This window comes from Acidovorax cavernicola (genome assembly GCF_003581445.1).
In genome coordinates this window covers 55,488-72,447 of sequence record NZ_QXMN01000007.1, presented here as the reverse complement: position 1 = coordinate 72,447, position 16,960 = coordinate 55,488, and the positions used below count along the sequence as shown (strand labels likewise).

Below are 16,960 nucleotides of genomic sequence, written 5' to 3'. Positions count from 1 at the left end.
CCGGCTACACCCACCCCAGCTGCCGCGCCGCCAGCTCCTTCATGATCTCTTCGGCGCCGCCGCCGATCATCATCACCTTGACCTCGCGGTAGATGCGCTCGCTCACGGTGCCGCGCATGAAGCCCATGCCGCCGAGGATCTGCACGGCCTGATCGGCGCAGAACTGCATGGTCTGCGTGGCGTGGTTCTTGAGCAGGCAGACCTGCGCCACCCACTCCGGCGCGTTGATGCGGCCCGCGGCTTCGTGCGCATCGCCCTCGGCGGACACGACTTCGAGCCAGGCCTCGGTCGACGCAATGCGCATCTGCATGTCGACCAGCTTGTGGCGCACGGCCTGGTGCTCGATGAGCGCGGCGCCGAAGGCCTTGCGCTCGCGCGACCAGGCCAGCGCCTCGTCGAGGCAGGCCTGCGCGAAGCCCAGCGCGCCGGCCGCCAGGCCCACGCGCTCGCCGTTGAAGTTGCCCATGATCATGCGAAAGCCCGCGCCTTCCTCGCCGAGGAGGTATCGCGCGGGCACGCGCACATTGTCGAAGTGCAGCGTCGCGGTGTCGGAGCACAGCCAGCCCATCTTCGCGAGCCGCGTGCGCGAGAGGCCGGGCGCGTCGCCCGGCACCAGCAGCATCGAGAGGCCGCCCGCGCCGCGGCCCTCGCCGGTGCGTACGGCCACGGTGATCCAGTCGGCGCGCATGCCTGATGTGATGAAGGTCTTCTCGCCGTTGAGCACGTAGTGATCGCCGTCGCGCCGTGCCGTGGTGCGTACTGCTGCGACGTCGGAGCCGCCACCGGGTTCGGTGATGGCGAGCGCGGCGATCTTCTCGCCGCGCAGCACGGGCGGCACGACCTCGCGCCGCACGTCGTCGCTGGCGTGCAGCACCACGGGCGGCAGGCCGATGTTGTGCGAGAACAGGCTGGCGAGCACGCCGCCGCTCTTGCCGTACCGCGCGAGCGCGACCCAGGCCGGCAGCTTGAGCGCGTAGGAAGCCGGCGTGCCGCCCAATGCCTCGGGGTAGCCAAGGCCCAGCAGGCCGAGTTCGGCCGCGCGGGCATAGAGCGCGCGCGGAAACTCGCCCGCCTCGTCCCAGGCCTGCACGTTCGGCGCGATCTCGTGCTCGGCGAAGCGTCGCACCGTGTCGGCGAGCGCGGCACGGTCGGCCTGCAGTTCGGCGTCCATCACGGATTCGATCAGCCGCGCGGCGGGCGCTTGGCGATGCCCATGGTCTTGGCGAGGATGCCGAGCATCACTTCGTCGGCGCCGCCGCCGATCGAGCCCAGCCGGCCGTCGCGGTACAGGCGCGCCACGCGGTTCTCCAGCGTGAAGCCCATGCCGCCCCAGAACTGCAGGCAGGTGTCGGCCACCTGACGCGTGAGGCGGCCGGTCTTGAGCTTGGCCATCGAGGCGAGTTCGAGCACGTCCTCGCCCTTCACGTGCAGGTCGCAGGCGCGGTAGGTGAGGGCGCGCAGCGCCTCGACCTCGGTCTTCAGTTCGGCCAGCTTGAACTGCACCCACTGCTGGTCGGCCAGCGTGGCGCCGAACATCTGGCGCTGCTGCGCCCATTCGATGGTCTGCGCGATGCAGTCTTCCATCGGCACGAGCGAACTGGCGGCGGCCCACAGTCGCTCTTCCTGGAACTGCTGCATCTGGTAGACGAAGCCCTGGCCTTCCTCGCCGATGCGAAAGCGTTGCGGCACGCGCACGTTGTCGAAGTAGATGAGGCCGGTGTCGCTGGAGTTCATGCCGATCTTGCGGATCTTCTTCGCCTTCTCGATGCCGGGCAGGTTCATCGGCACCATCACGAGCGACTTGTTGCGGTGCACCGGCCCGTCGCTGGTGTTGACCAGCATGCACATCCAGTCGGCCTGCAGGCTGTTGGTGATCCACATCTTCTGGCCGGTGATGAGGTAGTCGTCGCCATCTTTCTTCGCGTAGCTTTTCAGGCCCGCGACGTCGCTGCCCGCGCCGGGCTCGCTCACGCCGATGCAGCCGACCATGTCGCCCGCGATGGCGGGCGTGAGGAACTCGCGGCGCAGCTCATCGCTGCCGAAGCGCGCAAGCGCGGGCGTGCACATGTCGGTCTGCACACCGATGGCCATCGGCACGCCGCCACAGCTGATGTGGCCCAGCGCTTCGGCAAAGGCCATCGCGAATGAATAGTCGAGCCCGGCGCCGCCGAAGGCCTCGGGCTTGTTCAGACCCAGCAGGCCGAGGTTGCCGAGCTTCTTGAAGACCTCGTGCGCGGGGAATATCTCGGCCTCTTCCCAGGCGTCGACATGCGGGTTGATCTCCTCGTCGATGAACCGGCGCAGGGTCTTCTGCATCTCGAGGTGTTCGTGGGTGTACTGCATCAGGGGGTCTCCGTTCGTTCGTCCGTTGCTCGGTGGTTCGTCACTTGTCCTGGAACACGCGCGGTGTCTGCGCGAGGTGGAAGCCGTCGTAGGGCTTCACCGCCGGGCGCTGCTGCGCTTGCGCGTCGGGCAGCGCCATCGGCCAGCCCATGCGCACCTGCGGTCGCGCGCCGTCCACGCGCAGCACGGTGCCGCTGACGAAGCTGGCGGCCGGGCTCAGCAGGAAGGCGATGGCGGCGGAGGTCTCGGCCTCGTTGCCGAAGCGGCCCGCGGGCACGGTGTGGCGCATCTCGCGCAGCATGTCGCCGGCCTCGGGCGGGTAGTGGTCCATGCCGCTGGAGGCGATGTAGCCGGGCGCCACGGCGTTCACGCGCACGCCGCTCACGGCCCACTCGGCGGCTGCCGTCTCGGTGAAGCTCACCATGCCGGCGCGCGCGGCGCCGCTGTGGCCCATGTTCGGCATCGACCCCCAGATGTCGGCCACGATGTTGACGATGGCGCCGCCGTGCGCGCGCATGCTCTGCAGGTAGCACTCGCGCGCGACCAGGAAGCCGCCCGTGAGGTTGGTGTGGATCACCGCCTCCCAGCCCTTGGCCGAGATGGCTTCGAGCGGCGTGATGTACTGGCCGCCCGCGTTGTTGACCAGCCCGTCGATGCGGCCGCGCGCCGCGACGATGGCTTTCACCGCATCGCGCACGGCCTCTTCCTGGCGGATGTCGAAGGCCTGCGTGCTGGCCTGGCCGCCGGCGGCTTCGATCTCGGCCTTCACGGCATCGAGCTTTTCGGGTTTGCGGCCGACCAGCACGACGTGCGCGCCGAGCGCGGCGAGTTCATGCGCGGTGCAGCGGCCGATGCCGGAGCCGCCGCCGGTGACGACGAGGGTCTGCCCGGCGAACAGGCCGGGCGCGAAGACGGAGCGGTAGTGGGGTGCGTTCATGCTGCAAATACTTTCGGCAAGCGGTTCGTTCAGGCCTCGGCGATTTCCGCGACCACATGGCGCGCGGCCACCTGCGCGCCGATGGCCACGTGCAGCGCCGCGACGCGCCCCGCGCGCGGGGCGCAGTGCACGTGTTCCATCTTCATCGCCTCCAGCGTGACCAGCGGCTGGCCGGCCGCGACCGTGTCGCCTTCGGCCGCCAGCAGTGCGACCACGCGGCCGTTCATCGAGGCGCGCAACAGGCCGTCGCCACCGCCCGCGTCGGCGCGGGGCACCGCCGCGTGCGTGAGGTCGTCGAGACGGAAGGCGCGGCCCTGGAAGTGGACGTCGATGTGTTCGGCGCCGCGCGCCACGAGCGCCTGGTCGGCCACGCCGTCGCAGGCGAAGCGCAGGCTGCCGTCGTCCGCCAGCGCCAGCAGTGCGAGCGACACCGGCGCGGCATCGTCCAGCGCGATCTCGAAGCGCGCCGCGCCCAGCGGCGTGACGCGCGCGGCATGCACGCGGCCATCGAGTGCGAAGCGCAGCGCATTGGGCAGCCGGTGCGCCAGGGGCGAAGGCCAGCCGCGCGCGCCGGTCTGCAACAGCAGCGCGGCCAGCAGTGCGGCGCGTGTGTCGAGGGCAGCGTCGGGCGCCAGCAGTGCGTCGAGGTGATCGCCGATGAAGGCGGTGGTCGCGCCGCCCTGTGCGAACACCGGATGCGCGAGCGCGCGTGCCAGCAGCGGCTGGTTGGTCGGCAGGCCGAGCGCTACCGTGTCGCGCAGGCCTGCGAGCAAACGCTGGCGCGCCTCGTCGCGCGTGCGGCCCGAGGCCACGAGCTTGGCGATCATCGAGTCGTAGAAGGGCGGCACTTCGGCGCCGTCGCGCAAGGCGTGCTCGGTGCGCAGCGCGGGCGCGGGGCGCCATGCCGCGAGCGTGCCGCTCTGTGGAAGGAAGCCTTGCTGCGGGTCTTCGGCGCACAGCCGCACCTCGATGGCGTGGCCGGTGATGCGCACGTCGTCCTGCGTCAGCGGCAGTGGCTCGCCAGCGGCCACGCGCAGTTGCAGTTCAACCAGGTCGAGACCCGTCACCGCCTCGGTCACGGGGTGCTCGACCTGCAGCCGCGTGTTCATTTCCATGAACCAGTAGTTGCCTTGCGCGTCGAGCAGGAATTCGAGCGTGCCCGCGCCTTCGTAGGCGATGGCTTTCGCGGCGGCCACGGCGGTGGCGCCCATGCGCGCGCGCAGCGCGGCATCGACGGCGGGCGAGGGTGCCTCCTCGATCACCTTCTGGTGGCGCCGCTGCACCGAGCAGTCGCGCTCGCCGAGGTGGATCGCATGGCCGTGCCGGTCGGCGAAGACCTGGATCTCGATGTGGCGCGGCGCGACGATGGCGCGTTCGAGGATCACGGTGGCGTCGCCGAAGGCATGCAGCGCTTCGGACTGCGCGCTCTGCAATTGCTCGGCGAAAGCCGCAGCCGAGTTCACGAGCCGCATGCCGCGTCCACCGCCGCCGGCCGTGGCTTTGATCATCACGGGCCATCCGATGCGTTCGGCCTCGGCGGCGAGCGTGTCGGCGCGCTGGTCCTCGCCCTGATAGCCGGGAATGCAAGGTACGCCCGCTGCCTGCATGAGCCGCTTGGCGCCGGCCTTGTCGCCCATCGACAGAATCGCTTCAGGTGAGGGGCCGATGAAGACCAGCCCCGCATCGCGGCAGGCCTGCGCGAACGCCGCGTTCTCGGCCAGGAAGCCGTAGCCCGGATGCACCGCGTCGGCGCCGCTGGCGTGTGCCGCTGCAATGATCGCGTCGATGTTCAGGTAGCTCTGCGCGGGCAGCGACTCGCCGATGCACACGGACTGGTCGGCCTGGCGCACGTGCTCGGCGTTTGCATCGGCGCGGGAGTACACGGCGACGGTGCGGTAGCCCATGGCGCGCGCGGTGCGCATCACGCGCACGGCAATTTCGCCGCGGTTGGCGATCAGGATCTTGTGAAAACTCTTCATGGCCGTGCCACCGAAAACTGCATGGGTTGCGGCGCGCGCGCCTCGGCGTCGCGGCAGATCGACAGCGCCTCGGCCAGCACGGCGCGGGTGTCGCGCGGGTCGATCACGCCGTCGTCGAGCAGCAGCGCGCTGGTGGTGAAGACGCTCATCTGGCGGTCGAAGCGCTCGACGATCTGGCGCTGCATGGCGTCGATCTTCTCGCGGTCGACGGCACCCTTGCGCGCCATGCCGGCCTCCATCACCATGCCCATGGTCTGCGCGGCCTGCTCGCCGCCCATCACGGCGGTGCGCGCGTTGGGCCACGAGAAGCAGAAGCGCGGCGCGAAGCCGCGCCCGCACATGCCGTAGTTGCCCGCGCCGTACGAGGCGCCGCAGTGCAGCGTGATCTGCGGCACGCTGGCATTGGTCACGGCCTGGATCATCTTGGCGCCGTGCTTGATGATGCCGGCCTCCTCGTGCGCGCGGCCCACCATGTAGCCGGTGATGTTCTGCAGGTAGACGATCGGCGTGCGGCTCTGGCAGCACAGCTGGATGAAGTGCGTGGCCTTGGTGGCGCCGTCGGAATCGATGGGGCCGTTGTTGGTGACGATGCCCACCGCGTGGCCCTCCAGGCGGATGTGGCCGCAGACGGTGGCGCTGCCGTAGTCGGGGCTGAACGCGAGGAAATCGGAGCCGTCGGCGATGCGCGCGATGACCTCGCGCATGTCCACCGGCCGGCGACCGTCGGCGGGCATGAGGCCCATCAGCTCCTCGGCGTCGTGGCGCGGCGGCGCGAAGGCGCGTGGCGTTTCGTCGCGCGCCCAGTCGATGCCGCCGAGGATGCTGCGCGCGATGCGCAGCGCGTCGCGGTCGTCTTCGGCCAGGTAGTCGCCCAGGCCCGAGATGTGGGTGTGCATGACGGCGCCGCCGAGCTCTTCCTCGGTGGCGATCTCGCCGGTGGCGGCCTTCAGCAGCGGCGGCCCGGCCAGGAAGGCCCGCGTGCGGTCGCGCACCATCACGATGTAGTCCGACAGGCCCGTCTGGTAGGCGCCGCCCGCGGTGGACGAGCCGTGCGTCACCGTCACCACCGGCAGTCCCGCGGCCGACAGCCGCGCGAGGTTGCGGAAGATGTTGCCGCCGCGCACGAAGTCCTGCACGCGGTACTGCATGAGGTTGGCGCCGGCGCTTTCCACCAGTTGCACGAAGGGCAGCTTGTTCTCCAGCGCGATCTCGTGCAGGCGCAGCTGTTTGTCCAGCCCCATGGGCTGCAGCGCGCCGGCGTCGATGCCGGAATCGGAGGCACTGATCATGCAGCGCACGCCGGCCACGCGGCCGATGCCGGCGATCAGCCCGCCGCCGGGCACGCTCTTCGAGAGGTCGGGGTTGTCCTGCCCCAGGCCCGCGAGCGAGGCCAGCGGCAGGAAGGGCGCGCCGGTGTCCAGAAGCAGCGCAAGGCGGTCGCGAGGGAGCAGCTGGCCACGCTTGGCGAAGCGCTCGGCCGAGGCGCTGGAGGCGGCCACGGCGCGGGCTTCGTGCGACCGGACCTGTTCCAGCAGCGACAGCATGCTCGCGCGGTTGGCCTGGTAGGTGTCTCCGGCGGTCTGCAGCCGGGATTCGAGGAAGGGCATGGGAGTCTGTGCGGTGCGCGCGTGTCGTTTCGCACAGACTTTAGGAGGCGGGCCCCCGGCCCGCTTGCGCCAACTAGCTGGGGCGTACGCGCTGCTGCGTGGAGGCAGCCGGCGCGGCGTCGAGGCTGCTGCCCGTGACCACCCAGTAGATGAAGATCAGCACCGCGCCGGCCGTGCCGAACACCGTGAGGCCCATGTAGCTGCCGCCCAGGGCGAGTGCGTCGAGCGGGGCGGCCGCCGTGCAGATCATGCTGGCTGCGTTCATGCCCACGTAGTGCATGGTGCAGACCGCCACGCCCATCACGGCGGCGGCGGCCACCTGGTGGCTCAGCTTGCGCAGGTTGAAGGCCAGCCACAGCGCCGCGGCGGCGGCCGTGATGGCGATGACCACCGACAGCGCGACCATGCTGAAGTCGAAGCTCATCGTGGCCCGCATGTTCATCGCGAACATGCCCATGTAGTGCATCACGCACACGCCCAGGCCCGCCAGCAGGCTGCCGGCCAGCCAGCCGGAGCGGCTGAACTTGCGCCGCCCGCCCGCCAGGTACAGCGCGATGCCCGAGATCAGGATGGCCGCCACCAGCGACACGATGGTCAGCGGCATGTTGTACGAGATGCCGAAGGGCAGCCGGTAGGCCAGCATGCCGATGAAGTGCATCGACCAGATGCCGATGCCCCCCAGCGCCACCGCCGCGCAGGCCACGATGGCCAGGTTGGGTTTGCCGTCGGCACCGACCATGCGCCCGGCGCAGATCAGGGCCACCAGCGAGCCGAAGAAGGAAATGAGGAAAGAAAGTGCCACCAGCCCCAGGGAGTATTCGGGCGATAGCACTTGGCCTACGACGAGCGGAGTCATGCGATGTCCCTTCGGAAAGAGCGCCTCGCCGACCTCCGACAGCCCTATGCGACCGGAACGCTGCGAAGCGTCCCGACCAGTTTGTAATATGTGTTTGTAAAAGTAAACAGAAACTTGTACTAATTGTTACCCTGCATGACAGGGCGAATTCGATAGATCGAATTGTTCCGATCGGCGCTCATGTACACCGTGCCGTCGCGGCCCACGGCCACGCCTGTCACCACGTAAGGCGGCGGCAGGCCGGGTCCGGCGGCCAGCCCGATGGGCAGGTTGTCGGCCACCGTGCGGCGGGTGCCGGTGGCCGGGTCGATCTCGACCAGCCGGCGCGCCGCGCTCTCGGCCACGATGAAGCTGCCCCACGGCGTCTGGGCCAGGCCCTCGGGCAACGCGAGGCCGTCGGCCACGGTGCGCAGCGGCGCGCTGGCGTCCAGCGGAATGCGCAGCAGCTTGCCGGCCGCCTCGGTCACGTAGAGCGCGCCGTCTTTCCCGACCACCAGTTGCACCGGGCCGTTCAGACCGCTAGCCAGCACTGACTTCTCTGCAAACTTCGGCCCGCTGGCGCGCGTGATGCTGCCGGTGGCGAGCTCGGCGTAGATCACGCTGCCGTCGGCCATGGGCAGGGCGTCGAACGGAGCCTTGAGGCCGTGGATGGTTTCGACCGTCTTCAGGCTCTGGCGATCGACCAGCTGCACCGAGCCCGTGAACCACGAGGTCAGCGCGAACAGCTTGGGCGAGAGCCCGACCGCGAAGGGGTAGTCGAGCTCGGGGTCGCGCTGCATTCGGAACACGTCGCGCACCTCGCCGGTGCGCACATCGACCTGCCGGAAGCCGAAGACGTCGGCCACCCACAGGTCGTTGCCGTCGATCTTCAGGCCCGCCGGCACGGCGACCTTGCCGCTGGTGAGCGTACGCAGCTCGCCGGTGGCGGGGTTGAAGGCCTGCACCTCGTTGTTGGCCATGTTCGAGACGTAGATCGTCCCGTCGGGCGTGTCCTTGGCAATGGCCAGGTTGTCGAGCGACGGGCGGAGCTGCTTCGCGACGGTCTTGCGTCCGCTGGCCAGGTCCACCTTCACCAGCTCGCCGCTGCGCGCGTCGACCACCCAGAGGTTGCCCTTGCCGTCGAGGTTGGCGGCGGCCGGGATCTTGAAGCCGTCGGCGATCACCGTCAGGGCGCCGTCGGCGGGGTTGATCTTCACGACCTGGCCCTTGAACCACAGCGGGCCGTAGAGCATGCCGTCGGGTCCGACCTCGAAGCCGTTGAAGCCGCCCATGTCCTTCTTGATGAGGCGCGGCGGCTTCTGGCCTTCGCGGTCGATCTCCCACAGCGCGTCGCCCAGGAACACCTGCGAGGCGTAGAGCTTGCCGCTCTTGCGGTCGAAGTCGAGCGAGTTCAGGCCGGGCAGGTCCTTGGCGAGCACGCGCAGCGGGGCGCTGTCGTTCTCGCGGTAGCGCAGCATGCCCATGAGGTAGTTGGTCCAGGCGAGTTCGCCCTTGGGGCCGACCGCGATGTCGTCGGCCTGGCCTTCGGGCGCGTCGATCAGCACCTTGGCGGCGCCGGTCTGGCGGTCGACCTCCCACAGCGTGTTGCCGAGCACCGAGCCCGCGAGCAGCCGGCCCTTCGCATCGATGGCCAGGCCGTGCACGCCAGCGAAGGCCGACGGGGCCACGAGCACTTCGGGCGCGGCCCAGGCGGCCGGGCGCTTGGGTGGTGGCGACAGCGTGCTGCAGGCGGCGAGCAGGGCGAGGGCGGCGGTCAGCGCGGCTGCGCGGATCGAACGACGGGGCATGGCGATCTCCTCTGGGTTGGCGTTGTGACGGATGCGACAGTGCGCCCGCAGTCTAGGAGCCGATGCGGTCCGCGCAGTCGCTCGCGGGACTGGATGCGGACTTTCGTCCGCTGCGGATAACCCGCAATGAAGGAGAGGCCTCAGCCGCGCAGCAGCTGCGTCGCCGTGTGGATCAGCAGCCCCACCAGCCCGCCCACCAGCGTGCCGTTGATGCGGATGAACTGCAGGTCGCGCCCGATGTGGCGCTCGAGTTCGTTCGTCATCTCGTGCGCGTTCCACTCGCCCACGCGCTCCTCGATGTAGCGGCGGATGTCCTCGCGGTAGCGCTCGATGGCCGCTGGCGCGGCGGCTTCGAGCTGCTCGTTGATCCAGGCGCGGATGGACGCGTCGTTCTGCAGCCGCTGGCCCAACGCGCCCGCCATCGCCGCGATGCGCTGGCGGATGGTCGAGTCGGGGCGCCCGAGGTCGTCGTGCAGCCAGCCCAGCAGCTCGCCCCACAGGCCGTGCAGGTAGTCGCCCAGCGCGGGGTGCGCGATGAGTTCGGCGCGGATCTGCTCGCCGCGCTGCTGGAACTCGGGGTCGAGCTTCAGCCGCACCACGAAGTCGTCGACGAAGTGGTCGAAGCGCCGGCGCATCGGGTGCTCCGGTTCCGCCGCCAGTTCGCCGAGGGTGCGCGCGATGGCGGCCACGATCTTGCGCGTGGCGAGCTTGGCCGCCACCTGGTCCAGGCCCACGTAGCGCAGCGTCTTGATCTCGCGCGCGATGGCCTCGGTGATGTGCGCCTGCACCTCGTCGCCGTCGAGCAGGTCGGCCACCTGCTGCAGCACGTCGTCGAGCAGCGCCTGGTGGCGCCCGCCGGCCGTGAGCGCGTCCAGCGCCTGGCCGGTGAGACGCGAGAGGTCGATCTTCGCCAAGCCGGCCGCGGCGGCGCGGCCCATGAAGTCGCGCACGCGCTCGTCGTCGAACGCAGAGAGGCCGTAGCGCGTGGCGGCCACGCCCCATTCGCCGAGCTTGTCGCCGCTGGCGGGCCGGGCCAGCCAGTCGGCGATGCGGGCCGCCGCGTCGAACTGGCGCAGCTTGGCCAGCACCTGCGCCGTGCTCAGGAAGTTGTCGCAGATGAAGCCCGCGAGCTTGGCGCCGATGCGGTCCTTGTTGCTCGGGATGATCGCCGTGTGCGGAATCGGCAGGCCCAGCGGATGGCGAAACAGCGCCACCACCGCGAACCAGTCGGCGATGGCGCCGACCATCGCGGCCTCGGCGAAGGCCGCCACATAGCCCCAGGCCGCGTGCTGGTCGTGCAGCACTGTGGCCAGCGCATACAGCGCCGCCGCCGCGCACAGCAGACCGAGCGCGACGCGCTTCATGCCCCGCAGCGAACGGCCGCCGTCGTCAGCCAATGTGCGGGGCGGAAGCCAGGCGCTGCATGAAGAGCTCGCAACGCGCGAGCTGTTCGAGGCTCACGAACTCGTCGGGCTGGTGCGCCTGCTCGATGCTGCCGGGGCCGCACACCACGGTGGGGATGCCGGCGTTCTTGAACAGGCCCGCTTCGGTGCCGAAGGCCACCAGCGTGGTGCGGTCTTCGCTGGCCAGGCGCTGCGCCAGCAGCGTGACGGGGTCGGTGGCCGCGCCCAGAAAACTGGGGATCTCGCAGATGGTCTCGAACTGGAAGCCGGCGTCGGGCGCCACTTTCTTCATGCCGGGCTCGATGCTCGCGGCATAGGCCAGCACGTCGGACTGCATCCGCTTGGCATCGGCCGTGGGCAGGTCGCGGAATTCGTAGCGGAACTCGGCGTCGCGCGGCACCACGTTGTCGGCGATGCCGCCGTGGAACTGGCCCACGCTGGCGGTGCTGAAGGGCACGTCGAAGCCGTCGTAGCGTGGCTCGCTGCGCTCGAAGTCTTCCGCCATGTCGCGCACCTTGCCGATCACGCGCGCAGCCATCTCGATGGCGTTGACCGACTTCGGCGTGAGCGACGAATGCGCTTCCTTGCCGCGCACGCAGCACTTGTAGCGGTACACGCCTTTATGCGCGATGGCCGGCACCATGCTGGTGGGTTCGCCCACGATGCAGGCCAGCGGCTTGATGCCGGCGTCGCGCATGTCGGCGATGAGTTCGCGCACGCCGAAGCAGCCGATTTCTTCCTCGTACGTGAAGGCGAAGTGCACTGCGAAGGGCGCGTCGCCCTCGAGGAAGTGCTTGGCATTGGCCAGCGCGATCGCGATGTAGCTCTTCATGTCGGCCGAGCCGCGGCCGTACAGGCGCTCGTTCTGCACCACGGCGGAGAGCGGGTCGACGCTCCAGGCCTGCCCGTCCCAGGGCACCGTGTCGGTGTGGCCCGAGAGGATCACGCCGGCCGGCTTGCCCTCGCCCAGCGTGGCGAACAGGTTCGCCTTGGTGCGCTCGGCGTTGTAGGTGATGCGGCTCTTCACGCCCAGGGCCGCGAGGTGGGCCTGGGCGAAGTCGATCAGCTCGAGGTTGCTGTTTGCGCTCACCGTGTTCATGCGAACCAAGGTTTGCGCCATCAAGAGGCTCTGGGGAGAAAGCGTGTGCTGCATGCAACAGATTGTCCCGGAAGTTGAATTTGCGCGCCGCCGGGTATCGGGCCTGTCATCGGGAGCGGGTAGCCTGCCTCCTCTTTTTTCTTTGTTTGGATGGAGAAGACAACATGCGCATGTCCCTGCAGATCACCCTGACCGCCGTGGCCGCCCTGAGCCTCGCCGCCTGCGGCACCACCGGCCCGTCGGCTGGCAAGCTGCTCACGCTGGACGGCCAGCCGCCACTGGTCATCGCCCACCGCGGCGCCTCGGGCCAGCTGCCGGAACAGACGCTGGAGGCCTATGCCCGCGCCATCGAGCTGGGCGCCGACGTGATCGAGATGGACCTGGTCTCCACCAAGGACGGCGTGCTCATTGCCCGCCACGACCCCAACCTGGCGATCAGCACCGACGTGGCCAAGCACCCGCGCTTTGCCTCGCGCAAGAAGACCATCCAGGTCGACGGCGAAACGCAGACCGGTTGGTTCAGCAACGACTTCACGCTGGCCGAGATCAAGACCCTGGGCGGCATCTCGACCGACCCCGAGCGCCCGCAGGAATTCAACGGCAAGTTCAAGGTCGTGACCTTCCAGGAGATCATCGATTTCGCCAAGGCCAAGTCGAAGGAAACCGGCCGCACCATCGCGATCTACCCCGAGACCAAGAACCCGACCTACTTCCGCGACCTGGGCCTGCCCATGGAAGACAAGGTCGTCGCCGCCATCAACGCGGCGGGCTGGAACAGCAAGACCGCGCCCATCTACGTGCAGTCGTTCGAGCCCGGCAGCCTCAAGTACATGAAGAGCAAGGGCCTGAACACCCGGCTCATCCAGCTGATCGACGGCGACGGCATCGACATGAAGACCGGCGCCATGACCTACGCCGTGCCGGTCGATCGCCCCTACGAGTGGACCAAGGCCGGCGACAAGCGCAACTTCGACGTCATGGTCACGCCCGCCGGGCTGGCCGAGATCAAGACCTACGCCGACGGCATCGGCCCCTGGAAGCGCTACATCGTGAGCGTCAAGGGCACCGTCGGCGCCGACGGCAAGGTGGTCGACGTCAACAAGGACGGCAAGATCAACGACGCCGACGCCACCTCGATGGCCCCCACCACGCTGATCGCCGACGCCCACAAGGCCGGCCTGTTCGTTCACCCTTTCACGTTCCGTAACGAATCGCGCCGGCTGGCGTCCGACTACAACAAGGACGGCAAGAACGAATACGCGGTCTATTACAAGCTCGGCGTGGACGGCGTGTTCACCGACTTCACCGACACCGCGCGGGCCGCGCGCGACGAATACCTGAAGAGCATCGGCCGCTGAGGGTTTGCCCGGCACGGTCTTTGCGGCGCATCCTGCAAAGCCTAGACTGTGTCTTATGAAACTCATCGACTCGCTCGTCACGCAGGCGGCCGGCATCGCGGCCGTCCGACGTGACCTTCACGCCCACCCTGAACTCTGTTTCGAAGAAGTCCGCACCGCCGACGTGGTGGCAGGCAAGCTCACCGAATGGGGCATCCCCATCCACCGCGGCCTGGGCACCACGGGCGTGGTCGGCATCGTCAAGAACGGCACCAGCAACCGCGCCGTCGGCCTGCGCGCCGACATGGACGCGCTGCCCGTCACCGAGCTCAACACCTTCGCCCATGCCAGCCTGCACCACGGCAAGATGCACGCCTGCGGCCACGACGGCCACACGGCGATGCTGCTCGCGGCGGCCCAGCACCTCGCGAAGCACCGCAACTTCGACGGCACCGTCTACCTGATCTTCCAGCCGGCCGAAGAGGGCGGCGGCGGCGCCCGCGAGATGATCAAGGAAGGGCTGTTCGAGCAGTTCCCCATGGACGCCGTGTTCGGCATGCACAACTGGCCCGGCATGAAGGCCGGCCAGTTCGCCGTGAGTCCCGGCCCGGTGATGGCCTCGGGCAACAAGTTCCACGTCAACGTGGTCGGCAAGGGCGGCCACGCGGCGCTGCCGCAGACCGGCATCGACCCCGTGCCGATCGCCTGCGAGATCGTGCAGGCTTTCCAGACCATCCTCACGCGCAAGATGAAGCCGACCGATTCGGCGGTGATCTCGGTCACCACCATCCACGCGGGCGAGACCAACAACGTCATTCCCGACAACTGCGAGCTGTCGGGCACCGTGCGCACCTTCTCGATCGAAGTGCTCGACATGATCGAAGCCAAGATGAAGCAGATTGCCGAGCACATCTGCGCCGCGCACGACGCCACCTGCGAGTTCCGCTTCGACCGCTACTACCCGCCGACCATCAACACCGAAGCCGAGGCCAACTTTGCGCGCCGCGTGATGGGCGACATCGTCGGCCCCGAGAACGTGCTCAAGCAGGAGGCCGCCATGACCTCCGAAGACTTCGCCTTCATGCTGCAGGCCAAGCCCGGCGCCTACGCCTTCATCGGCAACGGCGACGGATCGCACCGCGACGTGCACCACGGCGAAGGCCCGTGCACGCTGCACAACGCGAGCTACGACTTCAACGACGACCTCATCCCGCTGGGCGCGACCTGCTGGGTGCAGATCGCCGAGCAGTTCCTCAAGCCCGGCGGTAGCGCGGCATGATCGGCATCGGCGAGGCCTTCTCGTCGCGCTACGCCCAGGCGCGCCAGAAATTCCTGCAGGGTTGCGTCAGCGCCGGTCTCACGGTCGAGCCGCATGCGCACCCGCTCAAGGGTCGCGACGGCGAAGAGCTGTCGATGGACGTGGCGCTCGACGGCGATGCGAATGCCGAGCGGCTGCTGGTCGTCACCAGTGCCTGCCACGGTGTCGAAGGCCACTGCGGCAGCGGCGTGCAGGTGTTCGCGCTGCACGACGCCGAGTGGCGCGAGAAGGCCAAGGCGCAGGGCGTGGCGGTGCTGTACGTGCATGCGCTGAACCCGCACGGCTTCTCGTACGGCCGCCGCGTGACGCACGAGAACGTCGACCTGAACCGCAATTTCCTCGACTTCTCGAAGCCGGTGCCGGTCAACGAGCCCTACGCCAAGCTGCATCCGCTGCTGCTGCCCGACACCTGGCCGCCGACGCCGGACAACCAGGCCGCGATCGAGAAGTGGATCGAGAAGCACGGCGCCACGGCCTACCAGGCGGCGGTGACCAGCGGCCAGTACCAGTTCGACGACGGCCTGTTCTTCGGCGGCAAGGCACCGACCTGGAGCAACAAGACCATCCGCGGCGTGCTCAAGCGCCATGCCGGCCACGCGAAGCGCCTGGCCTGGATCGACCTGCACACGGGGCTCGGCCCCAACGGCCTGGGCGAGCGCATCTTTGCCTGCCGCGACGACAAGGTGGCCTACGCCCGTGCCAACGCGTGGTGGGGCACGCCGGCTGCGCCCGTCACCTCGATCTACGACGGTTCCTCGACCTCGGCGCTGCTGCGCGGGCTGATGTGGGATGCCGTGTACGAGGAGTGCCCGCAGGCCGAGTACACCGGCATCGCGCTCGAATACGGCACGCTGCCCATGCTCGAAGTGACCGGCGCCCTGCGCGCCGACCACTGGCTGCACAAGCACCCGGACGCGCCGGCCGACCTGGCCGACGGCATTCGCGCGCGCATGGTGGAGGCGTTCTATACGGATACCGACGCCTGGCGCGGCCAGATCGTGAGCCAGGCACGGCAGGCGATGTTCCAGGCCGTGGACGGCTTGGCAGGTTGACCCACCCCCAGGCTTCGCGCACTTCGTGTCGCTGCGCCAACCCCCTCAAGGGGGCAATACCTGCGGCCCGGCAAAGCCGGTTCCGCGGTATCCCACGAAAGAACTTCAGGTCCTGACCCGCCCGTCCGCCGTCAGCATCGACAGCTCGACAAACCGTGAAGCCACATGGCTCTTCGGCGAGAACGACACCTCGAAGCCGCCGAACTGCTGGCGCTCGATGCTTTCCAGCCCCGCGATCAACCCGTCGCGCGTGCCCTTGCCGCCCGGCGCGCGGCGCAGCCCCTCGGTCAGCACCTTGGCGGCCAGGTAGCCTTCCATGCTCGAGAAATTGGCGCTCGCGTTGCCGCCCGCCTTGCGCACCGCCTCGGTGAACTCGCGCGCCAGGGTGTTGGCCGGGTTGTAGGGCGACGGCACCACCTGCGTGACCATCACGCCTGCGGCCTCCTTGCCCAGCTCGTCCGCCAGCGCCTGCGTGCCCACGAACGAGAGGTTGAAGAACACGCCGCCGTAGCCCGCCTTGCGCATCTCGCGGATGAACGCCGCACAGGCCTTGTAGGCGCCGACCTGGACCACCGCGGCCGGCTGGCTCGCCATGATCGTCTTCACCGCCGCGGCCACGTCGGCCGAGTTGCGCTCCACCGTGGCCAGCGCCACGGGCTTGAGTTCCTGCTGGGCCAGGGCCAGTGTCACGCCGTCGAGCCCGGCCTTGCCGTAGGCATCGTTCTGGTAGAAGACCGCGATCTTCTTCATGCCCAGGTGGGTGAGCTGTTTCACCATCAATGCCGTCTCGTCGTTGTACGAAGCGCGCAGATGGAACACGTTGCGGTGAAAAGGCTCGCGCAGCGACATCGCGCCCGTGAACGGCGCGATGAACGGCACCTTGTCCTTCACCGCCAGCGGCAGTGCGGCCAGGCTGGTCGGCGTGCCGATGTAGCCGAAGAGCGCGAACACGTCTTCGCCGATGAGCTTCTGCGTATTGGCCGCGCAACGGTCGGGCTCGTAGCCGTCGTCGAGGTTCTTGATGACCACGTCGCGCTGGCCCGGCTGGGCGTTGTACTGGTCCAGGAACAGCTTGGCGCCCTGGTGGAACTGGATGCCCAGTTGGGCGGCCGGCCCCGTGAAGGGTGCCGACTGGCCCAGCACCAGCGGCGTGTCGCTTTGCGCCCGGGCGATGCCGAAGCCGCCCAGCGTCGCGGCGGCGGCCGTGGCGATCGAAAAATGCCTGCGATTCAGATGCATCGT

Annotated in this window: 13 protein-coding genes; 3 read left to right on the top strand and 10 right to left on the bottom strand. The window is 69.0% G+C overall.

Annotated features, from left to right (window positions below):
* Window positions 1-4 precede the first annotated feature (4 nt).
* The 9 genes from D3H34_RS08755 to argE all read right to left on the bottom strand — a co-directional run bounded on the left by D3H34_RS08755 (window position 5) and on the right by argE (window position 12,065).
* Window positions 5-1,171, bottom strand: coding sequence for an acyl-CoA dehydrogenase family protein (locus D3H34_RS08755; RefSeq protein WP_119553061.1), 1,167 nt, complete (start codon window positions 1,169-1,171; stop codon window positions 5-7).
* Between the two features lie 11 nt (window positions 1,172-1,182).
* The gene (locus D3H34_RS08750; protein WP_119553060.1) at window positions 1,183-2,343 is read right to left on the bottom strand and encodes an acyl-CoA dehydrogenase family protein; all 1,161 of its coding nucleotides are present in this window, start codon (window positions 2,341-2,343) and stop codon (window positions 1,183-1,185) included.
* A 40-nt stretch (window positions 2,344-2,383) separates the two neighbouring features.
* Window positions 2,384-3,280 (bottom strand): SDR family oxidoreductase, encoded by an 897-nt coding sequence (locus tag D3H34_RS08745; RefSeq protein ID WP_119553059.1) that lies wholly within the window; start codon window positions 3,278-3,280, stop codon window positions 2,384-2,386.
* Between the two features lie 29 nt (window positions 3,281-3,309).
* A complete protein-coding gene (locus tag D3H34_RS08740) occupies window positions 3,310-5,259 on the bottom strand; it encodes an acetyl/propionyl/methylcrotonyl-CoA carboxylase subunit alpha (protein ID WP_119553058.1) in 1,950 nt (649 codons plus the stop codon).
* Window positions 5,256-6,866, bottom strand: a complete 1,611-nt coding sequence (locus D3H34_RS08735; protein WP_119553057.1) for an acyl-CoA carboxylase subunit beta — start codon at window positions 6,864-6,866, stop codon at window positions 5,256-5,258. Before D3H34_RS08735 ends, D3H34_RS08740 begins: the two co-directional genes overlap by 4 nt.
* A 73-nt stretch (window positions 6,867-6,939) precedes the next feature.
* Window positions 6,940-7,722: an MHYT domain-containing protein gene (locus D3H34_RS08730; RefSeq protein ID WP_119553056.1), complete on the bottom strand. Its 783-nt coding sequence runs from the start codon at window positions 7,720-7,722 to the stop codon at window positions 6,940-6,942.
* A 119-nt stretch (window positions 7,723-7,841) separates the two neighbouring features.
* On the bottom strand, window positions 7,842-9,509 hold the full coding sequence (locus tag D3H34_RS08725) for a Vgb family protein (RefSeq protein WP_119553055.1): 1,668 nt from the start codon (window positions 9,507-9,509) through the stop codon (window positions 7,842-7,844).
* A gap of 140 nt (window positions 9,510-9,649) precedes the next feature.
* Window positions 9,650-10,906: a DUF445 domain-containing protein gene (locus D3H34_RS08720; protein WP_286185542.1), complete on the bottom strand. Its 1,257-nt coding sequence runs from the start codon at window positions 10,904-10,906 to the stop codon at window positions 9,650-9,652.
* On the bottom strand, window positions 10,899-12,065 hold the full coding sequence (argE, locus tag D3H34_RS08715; RefSeq protein WP_119553054.1) for an acetylornithine deacetylase: 1,167 nt from the start codon (window positions 12,063-12,065) through the stop codon (window positions 10,899-10,901). The genes D3H34_RS08720 and argE overlap by 8 nt, the downstream gene beginning before the upstream one ends.
* Before the next feature lie 110 nt (window positions 12,066-12,175).
* On the opposite strand from argE, the gene D3H34_RS08710 reads away from it, so the two are divergent.
* From D3H34_RS08710 to D3H34_RS08700, 3 genes are read left to right on the top strand one after another with little or no spacing between them, the layout of a single operon-like run.
* Entirely contained in the window at window positions 12,176-13,369 is a 1,194-nt protein-coding gene (locus tag D3H34_RS08710; RefSeq protein ID WP_119553053.1) for a glycerophosphodiester phosphodiesterase, read from the top strand.
* Between the two features lie 55 nt (window positions 13,370-13,424).
* Window positions 13,425-14,627: a M20 aminoacylase family protein gene (locus tag D3H34_RS08705; protein ID WP_119553052.1), complete on the top strand. Its 1,203-nt coding sequence runs from the start codon at window positions 13,425-13,427 to the stop codon at window positions 14,625-14,627.
* On the top strand, window positions 14,624-15,718 hold the full coding sequence (locus D3H34_RS08700) for a M14 family metallopeptidase (RefSeq protein ID WP_119553051.1): 1,095 nt from the start codon (window positions 14,624-14,626) through the stop codon (window positions 15,716-15,718). Before D3H34_RS08705 ends, D3H34_RS08700 begins: the two co-directional genes overlap by 4 nt.
* Before the next feature lie 105 nt (window positions 15,719-15,823).
* On the opposite strand, the gene D3H34_RS08695 is transcribed toward D3H34_RS08700, so the two are convergent.
* Entirely contained in the window at window positions 15,824-16,957 is a 1,134-nt protein-coding gene (locus D3H34_RS08695; protein ID WP_119553146.1) for an ABC transporter substrate-binding protein, read from the bottom strand.
* Between the last annotated feature and the right edge of the window lie 3 nt (window positions 16,958-16,960).

Bases quoted from the DNA above. Each gene is read 5' to 3' on its own strand.
- argE (WP_119553054.1), bottom strand. From the start codon at position 12,065: ATGCAGCACACGCTTTCTCCCCAGAGCCTCTTGATGGCGCAAACCTTG.
- D3H34_RS08755 (WP_119553061.1), bottom strand. From the start codon at position 1,171: ATGGACGCCGAACTGCAGGCCGACCGTGCCGCGCTCGCCGACACGGTG.
- D3H34_RS08705 (WP_119553052.1), top strand. From the start codon at position 13,425: ATGAAACTCATCGACTCGCTCGTCACGCAGGCGGCCGGCATCGCGGCC.
- D3H34_RS08695 (WP_119553146.1), bottom strand. From the start codon at position 16,957: ATGCATCTGAATCGCAGGCATTTTTCGATCGCCACGGCCGCCGCCGCG.
- D3H34_RS08750 (WP_119553060.1), bottom strand. From the start codon at position 2,343: ATGCAGTACACCCACGAACACCTCGAGATGCAGAAGACCCTGCGCCGG.
- D3H34_RS08710 (WP_119553053.1), top strand. From the start codon at position 12,176: ATGCGCATGTCCCTGCAGATCACCCTGACCGCCGTGGCCGCCCTGAGC.
- D3H34_RS08730 (WP_119553056.1), bottom strand. From the start codon at position 7,722: ATGACTCCGCTCGTCGTAGGCCAAGTGCTATCGCCCGAATACTCCCTG.
- D3H34_RS08725 (WP_119553055.1), bottom strand. From the start codon at position 9,509: ATGCCCCGTCGTTCGATCCGCGCAGCCGCGCTGACCGCCGCCCTCGCC.
- D3H34_RS08745 (WP_119553059.1), bottom strand. From the start codon at position 3,280: ATGAACGCACCCCACTACCGCTCCGTCTTCGCGCCCGGCCTGTTCGCC.
- D3H34_RS08735 (WP_119553057.1), bottom strand. From the start codon at position 6,866: ATGCCCTTCCTCGAATCCCGGCTGCAGACCGCCGGAGACACCTACCAG.
- D3H34_RS08740 (WP_119553058.1), bottom strand. From the start codon at position 5,259: ATGAAGAGTTTTCACAAGATCCTGATCGCCAACCGCGGCGAAATTGCC.
- D3H34_RS08700 (WP_119553051.1), top strand. From the start codon at position 14,624: ATGATCGGCATCGGCGAGGCCTTCTCGTCGCGCTACGCCCAGGCGCGC.